Below are 21,227 nucleotides of genomic sequence, written 5' to 3' on the forward strand. Positions count from 1 at the left end.
AACTATCTTCCTCGTTTGCGGGGTGCAAATGTACACACATTTCTTAATAACACAACTATTAATTTAAATAAAATTAAAGAAAAATTTACGCAGAACTGCAACACCTTAAAAAATAAGACTTTACCAATACGAATAAAAACCAGAATTAGTGAATTTTACTAAAGACACCACTTATTCACATAAACAACATGTTATTAAAGGTCAATAAAAAAAGCCCACTTTAATAACTGAGAGCAAACAAACCAATACAGGATACTGCTATTACAATATAACATGAATCTATTGCGGACGTGAATAGTTCATATTATCTTTGACCTCCTATAATAGATATACCAATGATTAAAATTACACTTCCAGACGGATCAGTCAAGGAATTTGAAAAGAACACAACACCAATGCAGGTTGCAAAAAGCATAAGCGAAGGATTAGCCCGTAATGTTATTTCTGCCAAATTCAACAACACCACTGTAGAAACCACCACACCTTTAAATACTGATGGAAGTTTAATTTTATATACATGGAATGACAAAGAAGGAAAAACCGCTTTTTGGCATTCTACCTCACATATTGTAGCACAAGCCATAGAAGAATTATATCCAGGTGTAAAATTAACTATTGGCCCAGCTATTGAAAACGGATTCTATTATGACGTGGAGCTTCCTAACGGATCTATATCTGATAAAGACTTTTCAACTATAGAAAAGAAAGCCTTAGAAATAGCACGAGGAAAACATGATTATAAAATGAGAGCGGTATCAAAAGCAGATGCTCTTGCATTCTATAAAAATCAAGGAAATGAATATAAAGTAGAATTAATAGAAAATCTTGAAGACGGCACCATTACCTTTTGTGATCATGACTCGTTTACGGATTTATGTAGAGGTGGCCACATACCTAACACCGGAATTGTAAAAGCCATAAAAATATTAAGTGTTGCAGGCGCCTATTGGAGAGGTAACGAAAATAATCCGCAATTAACCCGTATTTACGGGATCTCTTTTCCAAAACAAAAAGAACTTACCGCATACTTAGAACTATTAGAAGAAGCTAAAAAGAGAGACCACAGAAAATTAGGAAAAGAACTAGAGCTATTCACTTTTTCGCAGAAAGTTGGACAAGGATTACCGTTATGGCTACCTAAAGGAGCAGCTTTACGAGAAAGGCTTGAAAACTTTCTAAAGAAAGCGCAGAAGAAAGCCGGTTATGAAATGGTGGTTACACCACATATTGGGCAAAAAGAATTATATGTAACCTCTGGACATTATGAAAAATACGGCGAAGACAGCTTTCAACCGATACATACACCCAAGGAAGGTGAAGAATTTCTTTTAAAACCGATGAATTGCCCTCACCACTGTGAAATCTATAACACAAAACCATATAGCTACAAGGAACTACCTAAAAGATTTGCGGAATTTGGTACGGTATATAGATATGAACAAAGCGGAGAACTTCATGGACTTACCCGTGTACGTGGATTTACCCAAGATGACGCCCATATTTTCTGTACACCAGATCAACTGGACGAGGAATTTAAAAATGTAATAGACCTATCCTTATATGTATTGGGATCCCTCGGATTTGAAAATTTTACCGCACAGGTCTCTGTACGTGATTTAGACAATCCGGAAAAGTACATTGGCTCAGTGGAAAATTGGGAAAAAGCAGAACAAGCTATCATCAATGCCGCTAAAGAGAAAGGATTGAATTTTGTGATTGAAGCCGGTGAAGCAGCCTTCTATGGTCCTAAATTAGATTTCATGGTGAAAGACGCACTTGGAAGACAATGGCAACTAGGTACAATTCAAGTAGATTACAATTTACCTGAAAGATTCGACTTAAGCTACAAAGGCAGTGATAACGAGCTACATAGACCCGTGATGATACACCGTGCACCTTTTGGAAGTATGGAACGTTTTATTGCTTTATTGCTAGAACATACAGGTGGTAATTTTCCACTATGGTTAACACCTGAGCAAGCTATTATTCTTCCTGTGAGCGAAAAACATGAAAAATATGCTGAAAAAGTTTTAAAATCCCTAGAAAATAACGAAATTCGCGCCCTTATCGATGGTAGAAACGAGACTATTGGTAAGAAAATACGTGAAGCAGAAATGAGTAAAGTACCATTTATGTTAATCGTAGGGGACAATGACGAGGATGCAAATACCATTTCTGTGCGTAAACATGGCGGTGAGGACTTAGGAGCAATAGACGTAACTACCTTCACAAACTTGGTTAACACAGAAATAAATAGTACCTTAAAGACGTTTTAGAAAATAAAAGTTTAATTAAAATTATTTAGTCATAGCAATACGTAAAAGATTTAGACCACAACCTAGAAGGGAAAATAAGAATCCCCATAATATCAATGAAAAGATAACAGCCCCAAAAGTTAGGTTGGTAGGTGACAATGTTGAAGTAGGTGTATATCCTTTTCCTCAGGCTCTTGAGAAAGCAGAAGAATTAGGTTTGGATTTGGTAGAGATATCTCCAAAGGCAGACCCTCCTGTTTGTAAAATAATGGAGTATAAAAAGTTTTTATACGAGCAGAAGAAAAGAGACAAAGCCATGAAAGCGAAGGCTTCCAAGGTAGTCGTTAAAGAAATAAGATTTGGTCCTAACACAGATGATCACGATTATGACTTTAAAAAGAAACACGCTGAAAAGTTCCTTAAAGAAGGAGCAAAACTTAAAGCGTATGTATTTTTTAAAGGTCGTTCCATAGTCTATAAGGATCAAGGGGAAATTTTATTATTGAAATTAGCTTCTGAATTGGAAGAACTAGGAAAGGTAGAACAAATGCCTAAACTAGAAGGAAAGCGTATGACAATGTTCATTGCTCCTAAGACCAAAGGAAAATAACATAACATTTGGCTTTGTAATTATTGCCAAATGTATTTATAAAATACTGAACGCTGCTTACTTTTTTGTGAGCAGCGTTTAGCATGCAAAGTGAGAATAATATATAAACTAGGAGAAAATGCCTAAACAAAAAACAAAATCCAGTGCTAAGAAGCGTTTTAAGCTTACAGGTACAGGTAAAATTAAAAGAAAGCACGCCTTTAAGAGTCATATTCTTACAAAGAAATCTAAAAAGCGTAAGCTAGCTTTAACTCATGACACATTGGTTCACCAACATGATGTTAACAGCATTAAAGAACAATTACGTTTAAAGTAATAACAGTTCTTTAAAAGGTAAAATTATTAACCATGGAGTCAGGCAACAAAAGTTCCTTTAAACAAGAAGGGCGCCTACTACAAAAAAAATTAGAAAAAAATGCCAAGATCAGTAAATGCAGTAGCTTCTAGAGCCAGAAGAAAAAAGGTAATGAAGCAAGCCAAAGGTTACTTTGGAAGACGTAAAAACGTTTGGACAGTAGCCAAAAACGCGGTTGAAAAAGCAATGTTATATGCTTACAGAGACCGTAGAAACAAGAAAAGAACTTTCCGTTCATTATGGATTACCCGTATTAACGCAGGTGCCAGACAGCATGGAATGTCTTACTCTCAATTTATGGGAAAAGTAAAAGCTAACAATATAGAACTTAACAGAAAAGTTCTAGCAGACTTAGCAATGAACCACCCAGACGCCTTTAAGGCAGTTGTAGATCAGGTAAAATAAATTAATAACAATCTCACTTTTTGAAAAATCCGATTCTTACGAATCGGATTTTTTGATTTTAGCGATAGCCGCTTTAAATTCTTGCCAATCAATTAGCTCATCACCATTCTTATCATAACCTTCAATCAATTTTGACGAAACAATACCTCTAATAAATCCACTTATTTCTGCTTGTTTCAACAATTTTACAATTTCAGATTTGGTCAACTTTTGATCATTATCCTTATCGAAAAAATTAAAAGCCATTTCTGGTGTTTCAAAATGATTTGTAATCAGTATTTGAATTTTGCTAAGAATAGATTCTTCTGTTGTCATACGTAATTCGGTTTAATTCAACTTAATCAAATTTCAATTTCCCCACAACGTCAATACAATATTTCTACTTGAAGCATAATTTCTGTGTTCACACAAATAAATGCCTTGCCAGATACCCATATTCAATCTACCATTAGTAACAGGCACCTGAACCGATGCTCCCATTAATGAAGCTTTAATATGTGCAGGCATATCATCTGAACCTTCATAATCATGTTTGTAATATGGAGCATTCTCAGGCACCATAATATTAATATGAGATTCAAAATCTTCTCTCACTGTTGGATCGGCATTCTCATTAATTGTTAAGCTCGCCGATGTATGTTTTATAAATACTTGTAAAAAACCCGTATCTACGTCTGCTATTTCAGGAATTTTAGATAGTACATCCGTAGTTATAAGATGAAACCCCCTACTATAAGCTGGTAATCGAAACTCTTTTTGAAATAATTTCATTCAATATAAAATATTAAATAAAGGTAAAACTTTGATTATAATATACCTTATTAAACATCATTCAAATATCTTTACCCATAAATTAAAAATTGATGGATTTATCAAATATTAAAATGGTTGTAACCGACATGGACGGAACCTTACTAAACTCTGAACATCAAGTCAGTGACCAATTCTTTGAAATATTTGAGAATTTAAAATCACAAGGTATCATTTTTGTTGCAGCTAGCGGTAGACAATACCATAGCATTATAGACAAGTTAGATTCTATCAAAAATGATATCATCGTAATTGCAGAGAATGGCGGATTTGCAATGAAACAGCATACAGAAATTTTAGCGACTCCTTTAGAACAACAACATGTAAAAGACATTTTAAAGACACTTGATAATATCCCGAACATACATCCTGTAATTTGCACAAAGCACAAAGCTTACTTGACCAATAAATCTAATGAGTTTGCCAATAAATTAGCAGAATACTATACCGAATACGAAATTATAGAAAACCTATCTGATTTTAATTCTGAGGTTATTAAAATTGCTATTTATCATTTTGAAAGTTCAGAAGAACATATATATCCGTTTGTAAAGCATTTTGAAGCAGATTTAAAAGTAAAAGTATCTGGTGAAAATTGGCTGGATATTTCTAATATGAATGCAAACAAAGGATATGCCCTAGACAAACTAATGAAAACCTACAATCTAAAATCAGATGAAGTAATGGTTTTTGGTGATTTCAATAATGACCTTGAAATGTTGGCATTATCAGATTTTGGATTTGCTATGGAAAATGCTCATCCAAATGTAAAAGAAATAGCTAAATACAGTACTTTAAGTAATGACGAGAACGGTGTGGAGCATATATTGAAAATGCTTGTTAAATAACTAATACATTGTAATTCAACAAACCCTTATTGAACCGCCGGTTTTAGTTCACTTGGCACATACCCCATAGTTCGCTTAAATGCAGTAGTAAAATGCTGCGGATTAGCATAGCCTACTTCATAAGCAGCATGTGCAATAGTAGCCCCATCTTGAATAATTAAACTTTTAGCGACCTCCATACGCAAAGCAGTTATATATTTAAATATGGTAACACCATAAAGCTTTTTGAAATCACGCTTTAATTTGGTTGCATTAAAACCTGCCAGGTCTGCCAAGTCAACAATTTTCAATGGATCCTTCAAGTTTTTTCTAATATAATTTTCTACACGCACCAATGCCAAATAATCTGAATTTAGCAATTTTATATTGCTTTTAGAAAGTTTTGAGGTTTGTCTACCCAATAAAAAATCTATTAATAATACCGTTAATTTACTTTCTAGATATATCTTTCTAACCTCACCCTTGTAAGGGCACTGTATGATATCATTTATTTTGCTTCGAATACTAGGAGGTATAAATTTGCTCTTATCCCATAGAACGAAAGAATTAGAATTTTCAATGGCATTTTTGAGCTTTTTAAATGAATATACAAATTCAGAACCCAATAGGTCTTTCAACAATCTGGGTTTCACGTATATTTCAAATGATTTGGCATTACCCTTAAAAAAAATATCTTTTCCCTGAGTTGTTGGGTAATAGAACATATTGCAATGATTTTCTGGAATTTGAACCAAATACTTTATATGTCTAAGTGGTTGGTAACAATAAGTACCTTCCAGTGAAAAGTGGAGTTTTATTAAATGCTCATCACTTGAAACACAAATTTCTGAATCAAACTCATGAATTAACTCACTATTAGAAAAATCGATACCTCGCACAAAAGAACTATTAGCTTTGGTAGTAACCTCTACTTCATTGAATTGCACCGAGTTATTTATAAATCCATCATTAAACAATTCATCAACTCGTATCTCTTTCCTCAATAATCCTTTTTTCATAAGCTTTTCAACACCCAATTCATTACTTCCTTTCGCGTATGTTTAAATTCCTTTCTCGGTACTACCCTTCACAATCCTACTTTAGATTTGCAAAACTAATTTATTTAGACTTAATCTTAATAAATATAAGCATCTTTTTAAAAACCAAATGAAGAACCATCTTACCGTCATTTTTATATTTCTCTTTGCATCTGTTCATTCTCAAGATTTACTTAGTTCTATTTCAGGAACTGTTAAAGACGATTACGACAATCCTTTGGCTTTTGCAACTGTGATGATAGAGGACCTTAAACTAGGCGTTTTAACAGACGACAACGGCAGCTTCCTCATTGAAAATGTACCACAAGGAAAACACAATGTCGTTGTTTCTTTTATAGGGTATAGAACACTTTTTAAAACCGTTGAAATTACCAGTAGTAAAGAGAAAATTACAATCAATTATAAGCTAGCGGAAAGTGTTGAAAACCTAGACGAAGTCAATGTTAACGGCAAATCTAAAGAGACGCAGATAGAAACCAAAGGTTTTGCTGTTAATGCCATAAAAACTGAAGAAGCCAGTATTAGAAATATTCAGACCAACGAATTATTAAACACTACTGTTGGCGTAAAAATTAGACAAAACGGCGGACTTGGTTCTAATGTTGAATATTCTTTAAATGGTTTATCAGGAAATTCAGTTAGTATTTTTATTGACGGCATACCCATTTCTATGTACGGTTCTTCTTTTAGTTTGAACAGTATTCCTCCTTCAATGATAGAAAACATTGAAGTTTACAAGGGAGTGATTCCCGGACATTTGGCTGATGATGCACTAGGTGGAGCCATAAACATTGTAATGAAAAAAGGCGCACGTAATAATTTAAATACTTCCGTATCATATGGATCATTTAATACATTACAAGCCAGCATTAACGGGTTGTATCGTTTTGATACATCTGGTTTTACCGTCAAAGCCTCTGGTTTTCATAATTATTCTGACAATGATTATGAAATTAGCGGAAGAAATATTGTAGATAAAGGTCTAGGAGGTGTTGAAACACTTATTACAGCAAAAAGATTTAATGATGCTTATAGGTCTACCGGAGGAACTATACAGGCAGGTTATACTGACGTAAAGTGGGCGGATCAGTTTTTTATTGGCGTTACAGGTTCCGATGATTACAAAGAAGTGCAACACGGTGCTTTTGTTACTAAACTACCGTATAAAGGCAGATTTTTAGAGTCCGATGCGTTGTTGGCTAATTTGACATATCTTAAAAAAGATATCTTTTTTAAAGGTTTAGATGTAAATGTTACCGGATTATGTGGGGAGAGAAATCGTATTTTGAATGACACCACAGCCGAGGCATATAGCTGGACCGGAAATAGAGCTATAGACTACAAAGGCGATGAATTTGAATATTCTTGGGGATCCCAACAAGAAGGCGGACCAACACTACTTAACATCAACAGGAAAGTTGCTTCTATAAGAACAGGAATTTCTTATGAAATAAATAATAACCATAAAGTATTTCTGAACCACGTCTACAGCGGACTTGACCGGGAAGATAGTGATGAAATGATATCGCTTTTAGAAAACACCTTTCAACAAACCAGTGATATCTACAAAAACATATACTCCTTAAGTTATGAGCTAAATGCTATTGATGATAAATTAAAAGTGAATCTCTTCGGTAAGCACTATAGACAAAAGGTATTAAATACATTTCCTAGGTTCAACAGCAACGCCACAGAGGTTATTGATGAAGTATACCAAAGCAATAAAGATTATAATGGTTACGGGTATGCAATTTCTTATCTGCTTATAAAAAATCTTAACATTCTCACCTCTGCTGAAAAAGCTATTCGTCTACCAAATGAGAACGAAGTATTTGGTGATGCAGGAGAAAATATTGAACCCAACCTTACCATTGAACCAGAAACCAGCAATAATTATAACCTTGGTTTTAGATTCGGAAGGTTCAACATAAAAAATCACGCACTTACCGTCTCTACCAATCTATTTTCCCGAAAAATTCAAAATTTAATTGGCTTTCCCGGTGATGCTCAGGATAACCAAGAACTAGGAGAAACTATTCAATATGGAAATTTTGATAGGGAAACCACCTCTAAAGGGGTAGAAGCAGAAATCAGCTATAACTTTAAGAACAACTTTGGATTTAATTTCAACCTGTCCAAACTAACGCTTCAAAGAAAAAATCTTCAAGATAATATTGTAAACTCTCCAAATGTTCCCTTGTTTACAATGAACACTTCGCTACGATATTCATTCAATAATTTTATTCAAAATACAGCACGTTTTAATCTTTTTTACAATGCTTACTTCACAGATGAATTCTCTTATAAAGAGGAACAAGGTACTAATGTGGCAGGTTTAGAAGAGTTTTTAATTCCAACTCAATTTATTCAAGATTTTGGATGTAGTTACGTGTTTCCAAATAAAAGAGTTTCTATAAGCCTTGATGTCAAAAACGTATTTGATGAAGTTGCCTTTGACAATTTACGGGTGCAAAAACCAGGAAGAGCATTTTATCTAAAACTGAATTACATAATCAATAATTTTTAAATATCTAAATAGAATATATTATGAAACGACCATTATTAAATTTAAAATCATTTGCCATTGCTATAGCTGTAGTAGGGTTTATGGCTTCTTGTAGTAGCGATGACGACACTGTAACTCCAGAAACTGAACAAGAAGAATTAGAGGAAGAAGCAGAAGTGGCTTCAAGATGGATAACAATTGCCGGAGCTAAAATGGGTGAAGAACCTGGAGATGGTAACGGTGGAACATTAATTTATGCTGTTACTAGTGAAGATGCCAAAGACCCAACGGTACAAATAGACCCATTTAATAATGGTTTTATAGCACCATCTAACAGAACGGCAAGATTACAAGCTTCAGAAGATGGCAATACCATATTCAACATTAGTTACGCTGGTGATACCGGTGGTAATTACACCAAATACATTGTAAATGGAGGACAAGATTTTGAACAAACAGGATCAGAAATTAGTATTGCAGAATATGTAGGTACTGCTCCTAGATGGATTAAATTATTTGATGGTGATAAAACTGGCTGCGCAGTAAGGGTAGATATTGAACATATAGTTGATGATAATGGTACTCCTGATGATGTAACAGATGATTCTTATGTTCGTACAAGCCAAACCGTAGGCATAGTGACATTAGACTTGGTAGATTCTCAAATCAACAACTTCCAACAAATTGATTTGTCTATAGGTGAAGAATTAGAATCTCAAGGGTATTACATTGGCAGAATTGATATGCCAACATTAAATGCCGCCGGAGACAAATTATACATTGGAGCTCGTATGAATAAAGTTGATCCTACAACTTTAACTAGAGATGAAGAAAATGCAGCTGATCTTGAAAGTGATAGCGATTATGAGATTTTAGGTTCTAAAACGATAGTAGTAGATTATCCTTCTTTGGAAAACCCTACAATAATCACTTCTACAGTAGGACATGGAAACACAAATGGTTACCGTAGCATTAACGCTTTTGAATACAATGGAAGTGTTTATCAAGCCAATCAAAGTGACCCAGAAGGTTCACATATCCTAAAAATTGGAGCAGACAGCTTATATGATGATTCTTATGATTTTAATCTAGATGCCGCTTTAGGTGTTACCGGTGCTTATGTTTTAGCCTGGAGACCTGCTGCCAATGGTAAAGCTGTTTTAGCTTACCGTCATGATGGGTCTGCAGAAGGTATTTCCGGTAGAGGGGAAAGCTTTTTCGCTTTAGTTGATTTAAACGCAAAAACAGCAACCTTAATCAATGATATTCCATATGAAGTAGATTTTGAATTGTTCCAATACCAAGGGTATGCAGTTGATGGAACAGAAATCTATCTTACTCAAGCTCCAGTTGGTCAAAATGGAAACATTTATATTGTAGAAACTGAGACCGGTGAAGTAACCAAAGGTGCGAAATTAATTAATTCCACAGGTAGTCATTTCATTGGCGCTTGGTAAGCTTTAAAATTAACAGTTCTAAAATACCATTATCGGCTATTTCCGGTAATGGTATTTTTTTTGGATATCCCTTAAAATAAAAATCAGGTCTTTTGTTTTTTCTTTCTTGCTGCCGGAAACAAAACGTTATTCAATATTAAACGATATCCTGGCGAAGTTGGGTGTAACTCAAGCTCCGTTTTTGGATCCCCTACCCTATGTTGGTAATCTTCTGGATCGTGTCCGCCATAAAAGGTAAAGAATCCTTTTCCTTTTATGCCGTGAATATATCTTGCTTCTTCGTTCAACTTATTTTCCCCTAACACCAATACTGTCGGCTTTATTTCTGATCGCGTAAAGGCAGTTGTTTGCCCCATGAACCCTTTTACCAAAGAAGTATGGTTCTGGCATAACATAGTAGGTACAGGATCCCATTTAGCCGAAAAGTCCATCAAAGAAAAGTAATCTGATTCTTTTGGTACATTACCTCTTTTATTGGTCATATCAATAGAAGAGAATTCATATTTTAACGGGCTACGCTCTAAGATAAAATCTGTAAAAGCAAATGTTTTTCTAAAATCTAAGTTTGCTTGATAGTTAGGATCAGAGGCATCACCATCAAACATAGGTTCTACAATATCAATACCATCAGCTGCCAATGCAATGTCAAAACTATCTGTAGCGGAGCACATGGCAAACATAAAGCCACCGCCGATCACATAATTTCTAATCTTTAACGCTACAGCTCTTTTTTCTTCTGAAACCTTATCATAACCTAACTTTTTAGCCAGTTTTTCGGCATTTTTCTTTCCTTCTATATACCATGGGGTTGCTCTATAAGCGCCATAAAATTTACCGTATTGACCCGTAAAATCTTCATGGTGCAAATGGAGCCAATCATATAATGCCAACTTATCACCCAAAACTTCTTCGTCATAAATTGTAGTATACGGAATCTCCGCATAGGTCAAAGCCATTGTTACGGCATCATCCCAAGGTTGTTTATCTTTTGGCGAATACACTGCAATACGTGGAGCTTTTTCCAAGATTACTGCATCTTGATTAACCGAGGGACTACTGATCTCATCTAAAATACCATTTGCTTGACCGTCCGATATAATTTCAAAACTAACTCCTCTGATCTGGCACTCCTTTCTTATACTTTCTCCATCTGGCAATAGAAAAGAACCACCGCGATAGTTTAACAACCACTGTACTTTTTGCTGCTTTTCCAGTACCCAATAGGTAATTCCATATGCTTTCAAATGATTCTTTTGACTATCTGCATCCATAGGTATTAAAATAGATGATGCAAATATTTGTACCGAAAAGAAAAAAAATAAAAGTGATATAATTAATTTAGACATAAAGTGTGATCAAAAGTATTCACTCAAAGATATAGTAAAATCTTTGGAGCCGTATTTAAGATGCAGTTAAAGCTATTACAATTAAGACAACGATTATTATTTAAAATCAATTGTTTACAAAACAAAAAAGTCTCCCAAATGGAAGACTTTTAAACTTTAAAATATGTTTTAATTTAGAAAGGAACATCGTTATCCTCATCTAAATCTGGATTACTATTCATACTACTACCAAAAGCATCATCTGCACTTGGTAAATTTTTCGTTGCAAACGGATTCTCTTCATTTGCATTCATTTTAGATTGAAATTCAAAAGGTGAATCAAAATCATCAAGATTATCGAACTTACCTTGATTACCAATAAACTTCAACCTAATATTTTCTAGACCACCATTACGGTGTTTTGCTACAATAAATTCACCTTGACCTTGCGTTGGTGTACGCTCTTCATCATCCCACTCTTCTATCTTATAGTATTCTGGTCTATAGATAAATGAAACGATATCGGCATCTTGCTCGATCGCTCCAGATTCCCTCAAATCCGAAAGAATAGGTCTTTTACTGCCTCCACGTGTTTCAACCGCACGAGATAGCTGGGATAATGCAATTACTGGAACGTTCAATTCTTTTGCAAGGGCTTTTAAGTTTCTAGAGATAGTAGATATTTCCTGTTCCCTGTTTCCGCCTTTTTGACTACCACCAGCTGTCATTAACTGCAAATAATCAATCATGATCATTTTTATACCATGTTGAGAAGCAAGACGTCTTGCTTTTGCACGTAAATCGAAAATAGATAATGACGGAGTATCATCAATGAACAAAGGTGCCTTCTCTAAAGTTTTTACTTTAACGTTTAACTGCTCCCACTCATGCTTTTCTAACTTACCGGTCCTCAATTTTTCTGAGGACAAACCTGTCTCAGAAGAAATTAGTCTAGTAATCAACTGTACCGAGGACATCTCCAAAGAGAAGAACGCTACAGGAGTATTTGTATTCACGGCCATATTTCTGGCCATAGATAAGGTAAAAGCCGTTTTACCCATACCAGGACGTGCAGCAACAATAATTAAATCACTTGGCTGCCAACCTGAGGTAAGTTTATCCAGCTTATCAAATCCGGATGCAACACCACTCATACCCTCTTTACCGGCAATTTCTTCGATCCGTTTTTTTGCCTGTATCACCAAATCTTGCGCAGTTTCTGCAGAACGCTTTAAGTTACCTTGAGTAACATCGTATAACTTTGCTTCGGCCGTATCCAATAAATCAAAAACATCAACAGCTTCATCATAGGCCTCTTCAATAATTTCACCGGAAATTTTGATTAAACTACGTTGAATAAATTTTTGAAGGATAATACGGGCATGAAACTCAATATGGGCGGATGACGCTACTTTTTGGGTCAGTTTTATCAAATAAAAATCGCCTCCGCACACCTCTAATTTTCCTGCTTTCTTAAGTTGTGACGAAACGGTTAATAAATCGATCGGTTGCGACTCTTCAAATAAAATAAAGATAGCCTCATAAATAAACCTATGCGCATCTTTATAGAAAACATCGGGGTGTAAAATATCTATAACTTCATCAACACCCTTTTTATCTATCATCATAGCACCCAACACAACTTCTTCTAAATCAATAGCTTGTGGCGGAATTTTGCCTTTTTCAAGGCTTATAATATTAGATTTGTCAATCTTTCGAGCGACAAAAGGTTTAGTGTTCTCCATAGTACGAAAGTATGCAATTAACCTTTAGTTAACGTGAAAAAAGTCAATTTCGATGTTCACAGTTGACTAACAATTGACTGTTAATAAGTTACAATTTTCTGTTGATAACATAAAAAAACCGAGGAATAAAATCCTCGGTATATTTTTAAGAAGCCTAAAATGCAGATTAGCCGTTGAAAACGCCCATTTGTGCATATTTTTCCATGCGTTGATTTACCAGTTCTTTTGGTGATAACTTTTGAAGATCTTCAAAATGAGAAGAAATTTTATTTTTCACCGTTTCAAAAGTTTTAGGTCTGTTGGCATGGGCACCACCTGCAGGTTCACGAATTATTTCATCTATCAACTTCAGTTTTTTCATGTCTGTAGCTGTTAATTTCAAAGCTTCGGCAGCTCTCTCCTTATATTCCCAACTCCTCCACAAAATAGAAGAACATGATTCTGGCGAAATTACCGAATACCACGTATTTTCTAACATCAATACTTTATCACCTACACCAATACCTAATGCACCACCAGAAGCACCCTCACCAATTATTACGACGATTATTGGCACTTTTAGACGCGTCATTTCAAGAATATTTCTTGCAATTGCCTCTCCCTGTCCTCTTTCTTCTGCTTCAATACCTGGATAGGCACCCGGTGTGTCTACCAAACAAACTACGGGCACTTGAAATTTTTCAGCAGATTTCATTAAACGTAAAGCCTTTCTATACCCTTCTGGGTTGGCCATACCAAAATTTCTGTACTGGCGTGTTTTAGTGTTGTATCCTTTTTGCTGACCTATGAACATATAGCTCTGATCACCAATTTTACCTAAACCACCGATCATAGCCTTATCATCTTTAACGGTACGATCGCCATGAAGTTCCAAGAAGGTATCTCCACATATGGCTTTTATATAATCTAACGTATAAGGTCTATTTGGATGTCTTGATAACTGTACCCGTTGCCAAGCAGTTAAATTTTTATAGATATCTTTTCTAGTTTCGGTAAGTTTCTTTTCAATTTGCTTACATGTCTCGGTAACATCAACATCACTTTCCTCTCCAATGATCATGCACTTGTCCAATTGCTCTTCCAATTCTTTGATAGGAAGTTCAAAATCCAAATATTCCATATTTCTATAAAGTTTCTTTAGTTGCGGTTCAAAGATAAAACTTTAATACCTAAATTTTGGGTACCCTTTTTTTAATATTTGCTCTTTGTTTTAAAATACCGTTCGCAATGACCGTACTGAGTATGATTAAGGCTCCCACATAAAACATAGGTTTCATTTTTTCTTCTGAGCCAAATATAAACCATGCTAACAAAATACCGTACACCGGTTCTAGATTTGTAGTAAGCATTACCGTATATGGGGTAAGTACTCTCATAATCTTAACCGAAGCAATAAAAGCATATGCCGTGCATATTAATGCCAGCACTATTAAATACACCCAATCCATTTGTGGTAAGGTCATTAGAGACATATTAAAATCGCCTTTTGCAATCAAGATTATAGATAAGAAAAGCATACCTATACCCAATTCATAGAAAGAGATTATGGCCGGTCTATGATTTTGGACCAGCTTACCGTTGATCAATGAGAAAACCGCTGCCAAAAATGCCGATATCAACGCTATGATCATACCAAAAATATATTCAGTTTCTACCTTAAAAATGAGATATAGCCCTGCTATGACCATTAAACCAAATAGTATCTCATATCCAATAATTTTTCGTTTATACCAAAATGGTTCCATCAACGCAGTAAAAAAAGCACCTGTAGACATCATAGCCAATGCTACAGAAACAGTAGATACTTTTATGGCCAGAAAGAAAGTAACCCAGTGCAATGCTACTACAATACCACCGCAGACCAACCACCAAATATCTTTTTTTGAAACCTTTAAACTAAATTTTGCAAAGAGAATATAGATGGCTATAAACAACGTTGCCAATCCCATTCTTACCCAAACAAGTGGTAAGGAATCTATTGAAATCAACTTTCCCAATATAGCCGTAAAGCCCCAAATAAAGACAATGAAATGTAAGTGTAAAAGGTTAAATATTCTATCGTTTTGCATTCTGAAGTAGATAAAATGCCAAACATCCAAATACTACATTAGGTATAATGACCGCAAGCAATGGGGAAAAACCAGACTGCTCTGCCAATGTACCGAACACTTTATCAAAAAAGATAAAAACAAAAGCAATTAAAATACCGAAGGCCAAGTTGGCTCCCATACCACCACGTCTTTTTACAGATGATACAGAAACGGCAATAATTGTCAATATAAAAGCGGTCAAAGGCAATGCCCAACGCTTGTACTTCACCAAAACATAAGTATTAATATTAGATGCGCCTTTTCTTTTTTGGTCTTTGATAAAAGTATCTAATTCAAAAAGGTTTTTGGTTTCCGCAACATACGACACCGGTGTTAGATCTCCTATATCAAAAGCAAAAATGGTATCTAACCTACGTTTACTTTCAATAATTGCAGTATCGCCTTTAATAGTTCGTTTTTTATAGGAAGTTAGCCGGTAACTAGAATCTTTATCAACCCATCTTATGTTAGCGGCAGAAATTTTAAAGTCCAGTTCATTATTCTCTTTAAAACGCTCAAAAGTAAAATTGTGCCCCAATTGACGAGCCGGATCAAAACTGCTCACATAAATAAAATCAGTCTCGTTCAACTGATTAAATATGTTGTTCGTGACCCTATCCTGCTTTCCTTTTTTTAGGTATTTGTATTTAAATTCATTGAAGCCTACACTGGCATTGGGCACAATGAACATGGTCATAAAGAACATGAGTACAGCGACCATAGAAGCTCCAATAATATAGGGCCTTAAAAACCGACCATAAGAGACCCCGGAACTTAGAATTGCAACAATTTCGGTATTGTTGGCTAGTTTAGAGGTAAAGAATATTACAGATAAAAATAGAAAAATGGGGAATAAAAGATTACCAATGTAAATTGTGAAATTTACATAGTACATAACTATTTCATTAAGCGGAGCCTCATTGTCGATCATTTTACCGATCTGCTCTGCCAAATTCACCATTATACCAATGGGAATGAACAATAATAGCATCAACGAAAATGTCGCTAAATATCGTTTTAGAATGTATTTATCTATTATTGATAGCATTACAGCCTTTTATCCATTTGTTTTACCATCATATCTTTCCAAATTCTAAAATCACCTGCTATAATATGTTTTCGTGCTTCGCGCACCAACCACATATAAAAACCTAAGTTATGAATTGTTGCTATTTGTTTGCCCAAATACTCATTGGCAGCAAATAAATGTCTTAAATAAGCCTTAGAATATTCATGATCAACGAATGTAGTACCCATTTCATCAATAGGCGAGAAATCATCTTCCCACTTTTTGTTCTTAATATTTATGGTACCGTGTGCCGTAAACAGCATTCCATTTCTAGCGTTTCTTGTAGGCATAACACAATCGAACATATCTATACCCAAAGCTATATTCTCCAATATATTAATTGGAGTACCTACTCCCATTAAATATCTGGGCTTATCTTCCGGTAGAATTTCACATACTACCTCTGTCATACCATACATTTCTTCTGCCGGCTCACCAACAGATAGCCCTCCAATTGCATTCCCTTCAGCACCTGCATTGGCAATATACTCTGCAGATTGTCTCCTAAGATCTTTGTAAGTAGATCCTTGTACAATAGGAAAGAATGTTTGTGCATAATCATACTCAAAAGGTGTTTTTTCTAAATGGTTAATACATCTATCTAACCACCTATGCGTCATATGCATAGAACGTTTGGCATAATTATACTCACAAGGATAAGGTGTACATTCATCAAAAGCCATAATAATATCCGCACCAATTACCCTTTGAATTTCCATTACATTTTCTGGAGTGAACAAATGCATGGATCCATCTATGTGCGATTTAAATTTCACCCCTTCTTCCTTTATCTTTCTATTACTTGATAAAGAATAAACTTGATAACCTCCACTATCGGTAAGGATATTTCTATCCCATCCCATAAACTTATGTAGTCCGCCGGCTTTTTTTAAAATCTCTGTTTTAGGCCGAAGAAATAAATGATAGGTATTGCCCAAAATAATATCTGGGTTTATCTCTTCCCTTAATTCCTTTTGGTGCACCCCTTTAACAGAGGCAACCGTACCCACAGGCATAAAAATAGGTGTTTCAATTACGCCATGATCAGTAACTACGGTTCCTGCCCTGGCCTTAGATTGTGTATCGGTAGTATGTAATGTAAATTTCAAACTTTCTTATTCTAGCTGCAAATATAATGAACTGTTGGTGGTATAAACTTAATAAAAAGCAAAGATGTTCATGATAATTTAAACCACTGAAAGTCGGTTTTTACTTTATACGAATTGATATTGACCCAAATGAATAGTGAAACAATAAAGATATTTTACCTCCGTTTTCATGGTATAACGAGAAAAGGAACATTTGGTATTGTATTTGCTACATGTTCCACTTAAAACAACAACGATATGAAAAAAACAATTTTAGCAGCCTTTATGGCACTCTATGGTTTTTATGGAATGGCACAGGGCGATTCAGGATTTGGGATTAAAGGGGGATTAAACTACAATGCTAACGGAGATTATTTTGAATCTGCCGGTGATGCTGCAAGAAATCCGGATAGAAATGTTGGATATCACATTGGTATCTTTGGAAAATTTGGAGCTTCTAAAGTATATGTTAGACCAGAACTGATGTATACCAAAACAAAGTCTGACTATGATGGATCTGATTTTGACATGAGTAAACTAGATGCGCCAGTTTTACTAGGTATAAATCTAGTAGGGCCGCTACATGTTTTTGCCGGACCTAGCTTTCAATACATTTTAGAGACAGAATTTGACGGAGTTACTATTGATGATGTAGAGAATGATTTTTCCGTGGGAATGAATATTGGCGCCGGAGTAAATCTTGGTAAACTAGGGATAGATTTACGTTATGAAAGAGGTTTTAACGATAACGAAGCTTCTTTTATAAATACGAACATTACCAATTTAGGTCCTAGTAGAATTGACACAAGACCTGATCAATTAATCTTAAGTTTATCCTTAACGATGTAGGCCAAGCAAGAAGAAATAAAAAACCTCTTAAGAATTCTTAAGAGGTTTTTTTATGATTAATGAAATCAATTATAAATCATTATCCAGATGGTCAGGAGTACCATCACCATCAGTATCAGGAAAAATTATGTTTCCTTCTTCGTCTTTTTTAATTTGATTATCAATTTTAATTTCATCAATGGTTAAAATACCATCACCATCATCGTCATTATCATTATGATTGGCTAAAAAATCTAAATCTGTATTATCATCATTTAAATTACCGTTACCGTCCAAATCTTCCTGAATTGAAGGAATACCGTCACCATCAAGATCAGTGTCCGTCTCAAATTCTAGTGCATCAACCTTAAAAATTAATGGGGAATATGCAGGCACGTTTCCGCTAGATGATGAAGAATCAAAATAACCTAGACCAGAAGGAATAAAAATAGCTCCTATTCCATAACCTTCATAACTAACAGTTCCATCACCATTATCTTTTGGACCAATTCCTGTTTGAAAATTTTTCATACCGTTACCAAAACCTCTTACCACTCCAGATAAGTTAAATGATATTGGTTGATTTGAAGAAGCATCAAAAAGGCTTCCATCCAAAAAAGAACCTTCATATCTCAGAACAACATTATCACCAATAGTTGGTGTACCTTCTACCACGCCCTGCCTTACCACTAGCGTATATAATTTTTGCTCAATTATTTCATCGTCAGCTCTACCAAGGTCTTCAGAATCAACAGTAATAGTTTGGGTAATTAATTTAGGACTATCAAATATTGATTGCCTCCCACTGTTCTCCCCTTCAATTATTCCAAATTTTATTTTAAAATCAAAATCTTCCGGTGGGTTTTCAAACTCGTCTTCATTGTAGAAATGCGTCTTTAAAAAATCTATAATTTCAGCATCGTCCTCTATAGTAACTTCACTTAACAGTCTTGGTTGTACAGCTTCTACGCCATCATCATCATTTTTACATGAGGTTATAATCAGTAAACCAGCTATTAGCAAATAAGCATTTCTCAATTTCATCAATAATATATTTAGAAGGCGCAAGATACAATTTTCCCCTATTTTTGTTTAGAAGTTAACCAAGAAATGCAACCTATAATGCGCATAGACAAATTCTTATGGAGTACCCGCTATTTTAAAACCAGAAACATAGCATCCACAGCTTGTAAAAAAGGACATATAAAAATTAACGGTAATACGACAAAGCCCGGAAAAGAAGTTTTTCCGATGGATGAAATTGTGGTTCGCAAAAATCAAATCGATTATAAATTAACCGTTCTTGATATACCACCAAGTCGTGTTGGTGCAAAATTAGTAGATATTTACAGAAAAGATACTACCCCTAAAGAGGCTTTTGAACATAATGAGCTACTACAGTATTCCAAAGACTACTATCGTAAAAAAGGAATTGGTAGACCTACAAAAAAAGATAGACGGGATATTGATGAGTATTTAGAAGGTCCTTCAAATGCAGATAATGAAAATACATCAAATGATAATGTTAGAAGTAAAGAAACAGAAGAGTAGCCAAAACTTTTAAAAACATAACTATCTTTATTGCTTTAAGAAAAACAAATGCAACAGACCATACTTTCACATCAGCAGATTCAACACAAAATTGAACGTATAGCATACCAGATTTATGAAGCAAATGTTTCTGAAGAAGAAATTATTATAGCTGGCATCGATGGTGGCGGATTACAATTCGCAAAAAAAATTGTAGCCAAGCTTAAAAAAATTACCGAAGCTAAAATTGTTTTGTGCAAACTATCCATGGATAAAAAAAATCCATTAAAAAGTGGCGTAAAGACGTCCTTACCAGATGACGAGTTCATAAATAAGTCAGTAGTAATTGTAGATGATGTACTAAATTCTGGTACAACCCTAATATATGGCGTGCATCATTTTTTAAATACACCTTTAAAACAACTTAAAACTGCTGTTTTAGTGAATAGAAATCATAAAAAATATCCGGTAAAAGCTGATTTTAAGGGAATTTCCCTATCAACTTCTTTACAAGAGCATGTAAACGTTCTTTTTGAAACTAAAAACGATAGAGTCTATTTAGACTAGTTTATTAACTATCATTTCTGCAATTTCTGTTGGCGTATGGTTTATACACTTTACTTTTTGATGCGCTTGGTTATAAAAAAAACTTCTTTCAAATAAGTGTTTACCAATAAATTCTGTGATTTCTTCATCTTGTAAATGAGAAATCATAGGTCTATGGCTTTTTTCTTTCATTAAACGTGTAGTAAGTTCATTTATACCTACGTTCAAATAAAAAGAATTTGCCGTTTTTTCATTTACCAAAGCCATATTATTCCCAAAACAAGGTGTACCCCCTCCTAAAGAAAGGACAAAACTGTTTTCATTTAAAAATATTTGCTTCAGATATTCCACTTCTTTTTTCCTAAAATAGATTTCACCTTTGGTATCAAAAATAGAAGGTATTGACATTGCTTCAGCATCTTCGATATAATCGTCTAAATCTAAAAATTTAATATTCAAATGGTTAGCTACAATTCTACCAACAGTAGATTTACCACTACCCATATAACCTACCAAAACTATTTTCACATCTTTCATTTCTACAAAGTTGGATTAAATAAAAGGGTTTTCAAAAAAAAATAAATTTATCTCGTAAATGACTTGCAAAATAAAGTTATCGACGTATATTTGCACCCGCATTGAGGGAATATTAATTCTTAATATGCTTTTGACCTGGTAGCTCAGTTGGTAGAGCATCTCCCTTTTAAGGAGAGGGTCCTGGGT

The 21,227-nt window shown here is 34.6% G+C and carries 21 protein-coding genes; 10 read left to right on the forward strand and 11 right to left on the reverse strand.

Translation table 11 applies throughout. The annotated features are described in order from the left end of the window. Positions 1-335 precede the first annotated feature (335 nt). The 4 genes from thrS (at position 336) to rplT (ending at position 3,625) form a co-directional block, all read left to right on the forward strand. Positions 336-2,276 carry a threonine--tRNA ligase gene (gene thrS / locus QZ657_RS15550; RefSeq protein ID WP_291968021.1) on the forward strand — a complete coding sequence of 647 codons (1,941 nt, stop codon included), beginning with the start codon at positions 336-338 and terminating at the stop codon, positions 2,274-2,276. A 31-nt stretch (positions 2,277-2,307) separates the two neighbouring features. Continuing rightward, positions 2,308-2,865, forward strand: coding sequence for a translation initiation factor IF-3 (infC, locus tag QZ657_RS15555; protein WP_084135105.1), 558 nt, complete (start codon positions 2,308-2,310; stop codon positions 2,863-2,865). A gap of 118 nt (positions 2,866-2,983) precedes the next feature. Then, the gene (gene rpmI / locus QZ657_RS15560; protein ID WP_047245905.1) at positions 2,984-3,181 is read left to right on the forward strand and encodes a 50S ribosomal protein L35; all 198 of its coding nucleotides are present in this window, start codon (positions 2,984-2,986) and stop codon (positions 3,179-3,181) included. A gap of 99 nt (positions 3,182-3,280) precedes the next feature. After that, entirely contained in the window at positions 3,281-3,625 is a 345-nt protein-coding gene (rplT, locus tag QZ657_RS15565; protein ID WP_027064529.1) for a 50S ribosomal protein L20, read from the forward strand. Positions 3,626-3,661: 36 nt separating this feature from the next. On the opposite strand, the gene QZ657_RS15570 is transcribed toward rplT, so the two are convergent. Beyond that, positions 3,662-3,940 carry an EF-hand domain-containing protein gene (locus tag QZ657_RS15570; RefSeq protein ID WP_291962244.1) on the reverse strand — a complete coding sequence of 93 codons (279 nt, stop codon included), beginning with the start codon at positions 3,938-3,940 and terminating at the stop codon, positions 3,662-3,664. A 33-nt stretch (positions 3,941-3,973) separates the two neighbouring features. After that, positions 3,974-4,396 (reverse strand): secondary thiamine-phosphate synthase enzyme YjbQ, encoded by a 423-nt coding sequence (locus tag QZ657_RS15575; RefSeq protein WP_291968022.1) that lies wholly within the window; start codon positions 4,394-4,396, stop codon positions 3,974-3,976. Between the two features lie 92 nt (positions 4,397-4,488). On the opposite strand from QZ657_RS15575, the gene QZ657_RS15580 reads away from it, so the two are divergent. Continuing rightward, the gene (locus QZ657_RS15580; RefSeq protein ID WP_291968023.1) at positions 4,489-5,283 is read left to right on the forward strand and encodes an HAD family hydrolase; all 795 of its coding nucleotides are present in this window, start codon (positions 4,489-4,491) and stop codon (positions 5,281-5,283) included. Between the two features lie 26 nt (positions 5,284-5,309). On the opposite strand, the gene QZ657_RS15585 is transcribed toward QZ657_RS15580, so the two are convergent. Then, on the reverse strand, positions 5,310-6,281 hold the full coding sequence (locus QZ657_RS15585; RefSeq protein WP_291968024.1) for an AraC family transcriptional regulator: 972 nt from the start codon (positions 6,279-6,281) through the stop codon (positions 5,310-5,312). A 148-nt stretch (positions 6,282-6,429) separates the two neighbouring features. On the opposite strand from QZ657_RS15585, the gene QZ657_RS15590 reads away from it, so the two are divergent. Continuing rightward, entirely contained in the window at positions 6,430-8,847 is a 2,418-nt protein-coding gene (locus tag QZ657_RS15590; RefSeq protein WP_291968025.1) for a TonB-dependent receptor, read from the forward strand. Between the two features lie 20 nt (positions 8,848-8,867). After that, the gene (locus QZ657_RS15595) at positions 8,868-10,283 is read left to right on the forward strand and encodes a hypothetical protein (protein ID WP_291968026.1); all 1,416 of its coding nucleotides are present in this window, start codon (positions 8,868-8,870) and stop codon (positions 10,281-10,283) included. Between the two features lie 83 nt (positions 10,284-10,366). On the opposite strand, the gene QZ657_RS15600 is transcribed toward QZ657_RS15595, so the two are convergent. The 6 genes from QZ657_RS15600 to tgt form a co-directional block, all read right to left on the reverse strand. Beyond that, complete coding sequence (locus tag QZ657_RS15600) at positions 10,367-11,629, reverse strand: asparagine synthetase B (protein ID WP_276472100.1); 1,263 nt, start codon at positions 11,627-11,629, stop codon at positions 10,367-10,369. Positions 11,630-11,802: 173 nt separating this feature from the next. Continuing rightward, positions 11,803-13,353 carry a replicative DNA helicase gene (dnaB, locus tag QZ657_RS15605; RefSeq protein WP_276472099.1) on the reverse strand — a complete coding sequence of 517 codons (1,551 nt, stop codon included), beginning with the start codon at positions 13,351-13,353 and terminating at the stop codon, positions 11,803-11,805. A gap of 166 nt (positions 13,354-13,519) precedes the next feature. Continuing rightward, the gene (locus QZ657_RS15610) at positions 13,520-14,473 is read right to left on the reverse strand and encodes an acetyl-CoA carboxylase carboxyltransferase subunit alpha (RefSeq protein ID WP_276472098.1); all 954 of its coding nucleotides are present in this window, start codon (positions 14,471-14,473) and stop codon (positions 13,520-13,522) included. A 49-nt stretch (positions 14,474-14,522) separates the two neighbouring features. Beyond that, positions 14,523-15,422, reverse strand: a complete 900-nt coding sequence (locus tag QZ657_RS15615; protein ID WP_291968027.1) for a DMT family transporter — start codon at positions 15,420-15,422, stop codon at positions 14,523-14,525. Further along, positions 15,409-16,491 (reverse strand): LptF/LptG family permease, encoded by a 1,083-nt coding sequence (locus tag QZ657_RS15620; protein WP_276472096.1) that lies wholly within the window; start codon positions 16,489-16,491, stop codon positions 15,409-15,411. Before QZ657_RS15620 ends, QZ657_RS15615 begins: the two co-directional genes overlap by 14 nt. After that, entirely contained in the window at positions 16,491-17,621 is a 1,131-nt protein-coding gene (gene tgt / locus QZ657_RS15625) for a tRNA guanosine(34) transglycosylase Tgt (RefSeq protein ID WP_291968028.1), read from the reverse strand. The genes QZ657_RS15620 and tgt overlap by 1 nt, the downstream gene beginning before the upstream one ends. 237 nt (positions 17,622-17,858) lie before the next feature. Between tgt and QZ657_RS15630 the strand changes: the two genes are divergently transcribed. Further along, positions 17,859-18,449 carry a porin family protein gene (locus QZ657_RS15630; RefSeq protein WP_291962231.1) on the forward strand — a complete coding sequence of 197 codons (591 nt, stop codon included), beginning with the start codon at positions 17,859-17,861 and terminating at the stop codon, positions 18,447-18,449. 69 nt (positions 18,450-18,518) lie between these two features. On the opposite strand, the gene QZ657_RS15635 is transcribed toward QZ657_RS15630, so the two are convergent. Further along, entirely contained in the window at positions 18,519-19,472 is a 954-nt protein-coding gene (locus QZ657_RS15635; RefSeq protein WP_291968029.1) for an FKBP-type peptidyl-prolyl cis-trans isomerase, read from the reverse strand. A gap of 78 nt (positions 19,473-19,550) precedes the next feature. Between QZ657_RS15635 and QZ657_RS15640 the strand changes: the two genes are divergently transcribed. Continuing rightward, positions 19,551-19,979, forward strand: coding sequence for an RNA-binding S4 domain-containing protein (locus tag QZ657_RS15640; protein WP_291968030.1), 429 nt, complete (start codon positions 19,551-19,553; stop codon positions 19,977-19,979). Between the two features lie 48 nt (positions 19,980-20,027). Then, positions 20,028-20,525 (forward strand): phosphoribosyltransferase family protein, encoded by a 498-nt coding sequence (locus tag QZ657_RS15645; RefSeq protein WP_276472091.1) that lies wholly within the window; start codon positions 20,028-20,030, stop codon positions 20,523-20,525. Here QZ657_RS15645 and QZ657_RS15650 read toward each other — a convergent pair. After that, positions 20,517-21,032: a shikimate kinase gene (locus QZ657_RS15650; protein ID WP_412759693.1), complete on the reverse strand. Its 516-nt coding sequence runs from the start codon at positions 21,030-21,032 to the stop codon at positions 20,517-20,519. The two genes, QZ657_RS15645 and QZ657_RS15650, sit on opposite strands and share 9 nt — an antisense overlap. Positions 21,033-21,227: the final 195 nt, after the last annotated feature.

It is taken from the genome of Maribacter sp. (assembly GCA_020629415.1).
GTDB classification, from domain to species: Bacteria; Bacteroidota; Bacteroidia; order Flavobacteriales; family Flavobacteriaceae; genus Maribacter; species Maribacter huludaoensis.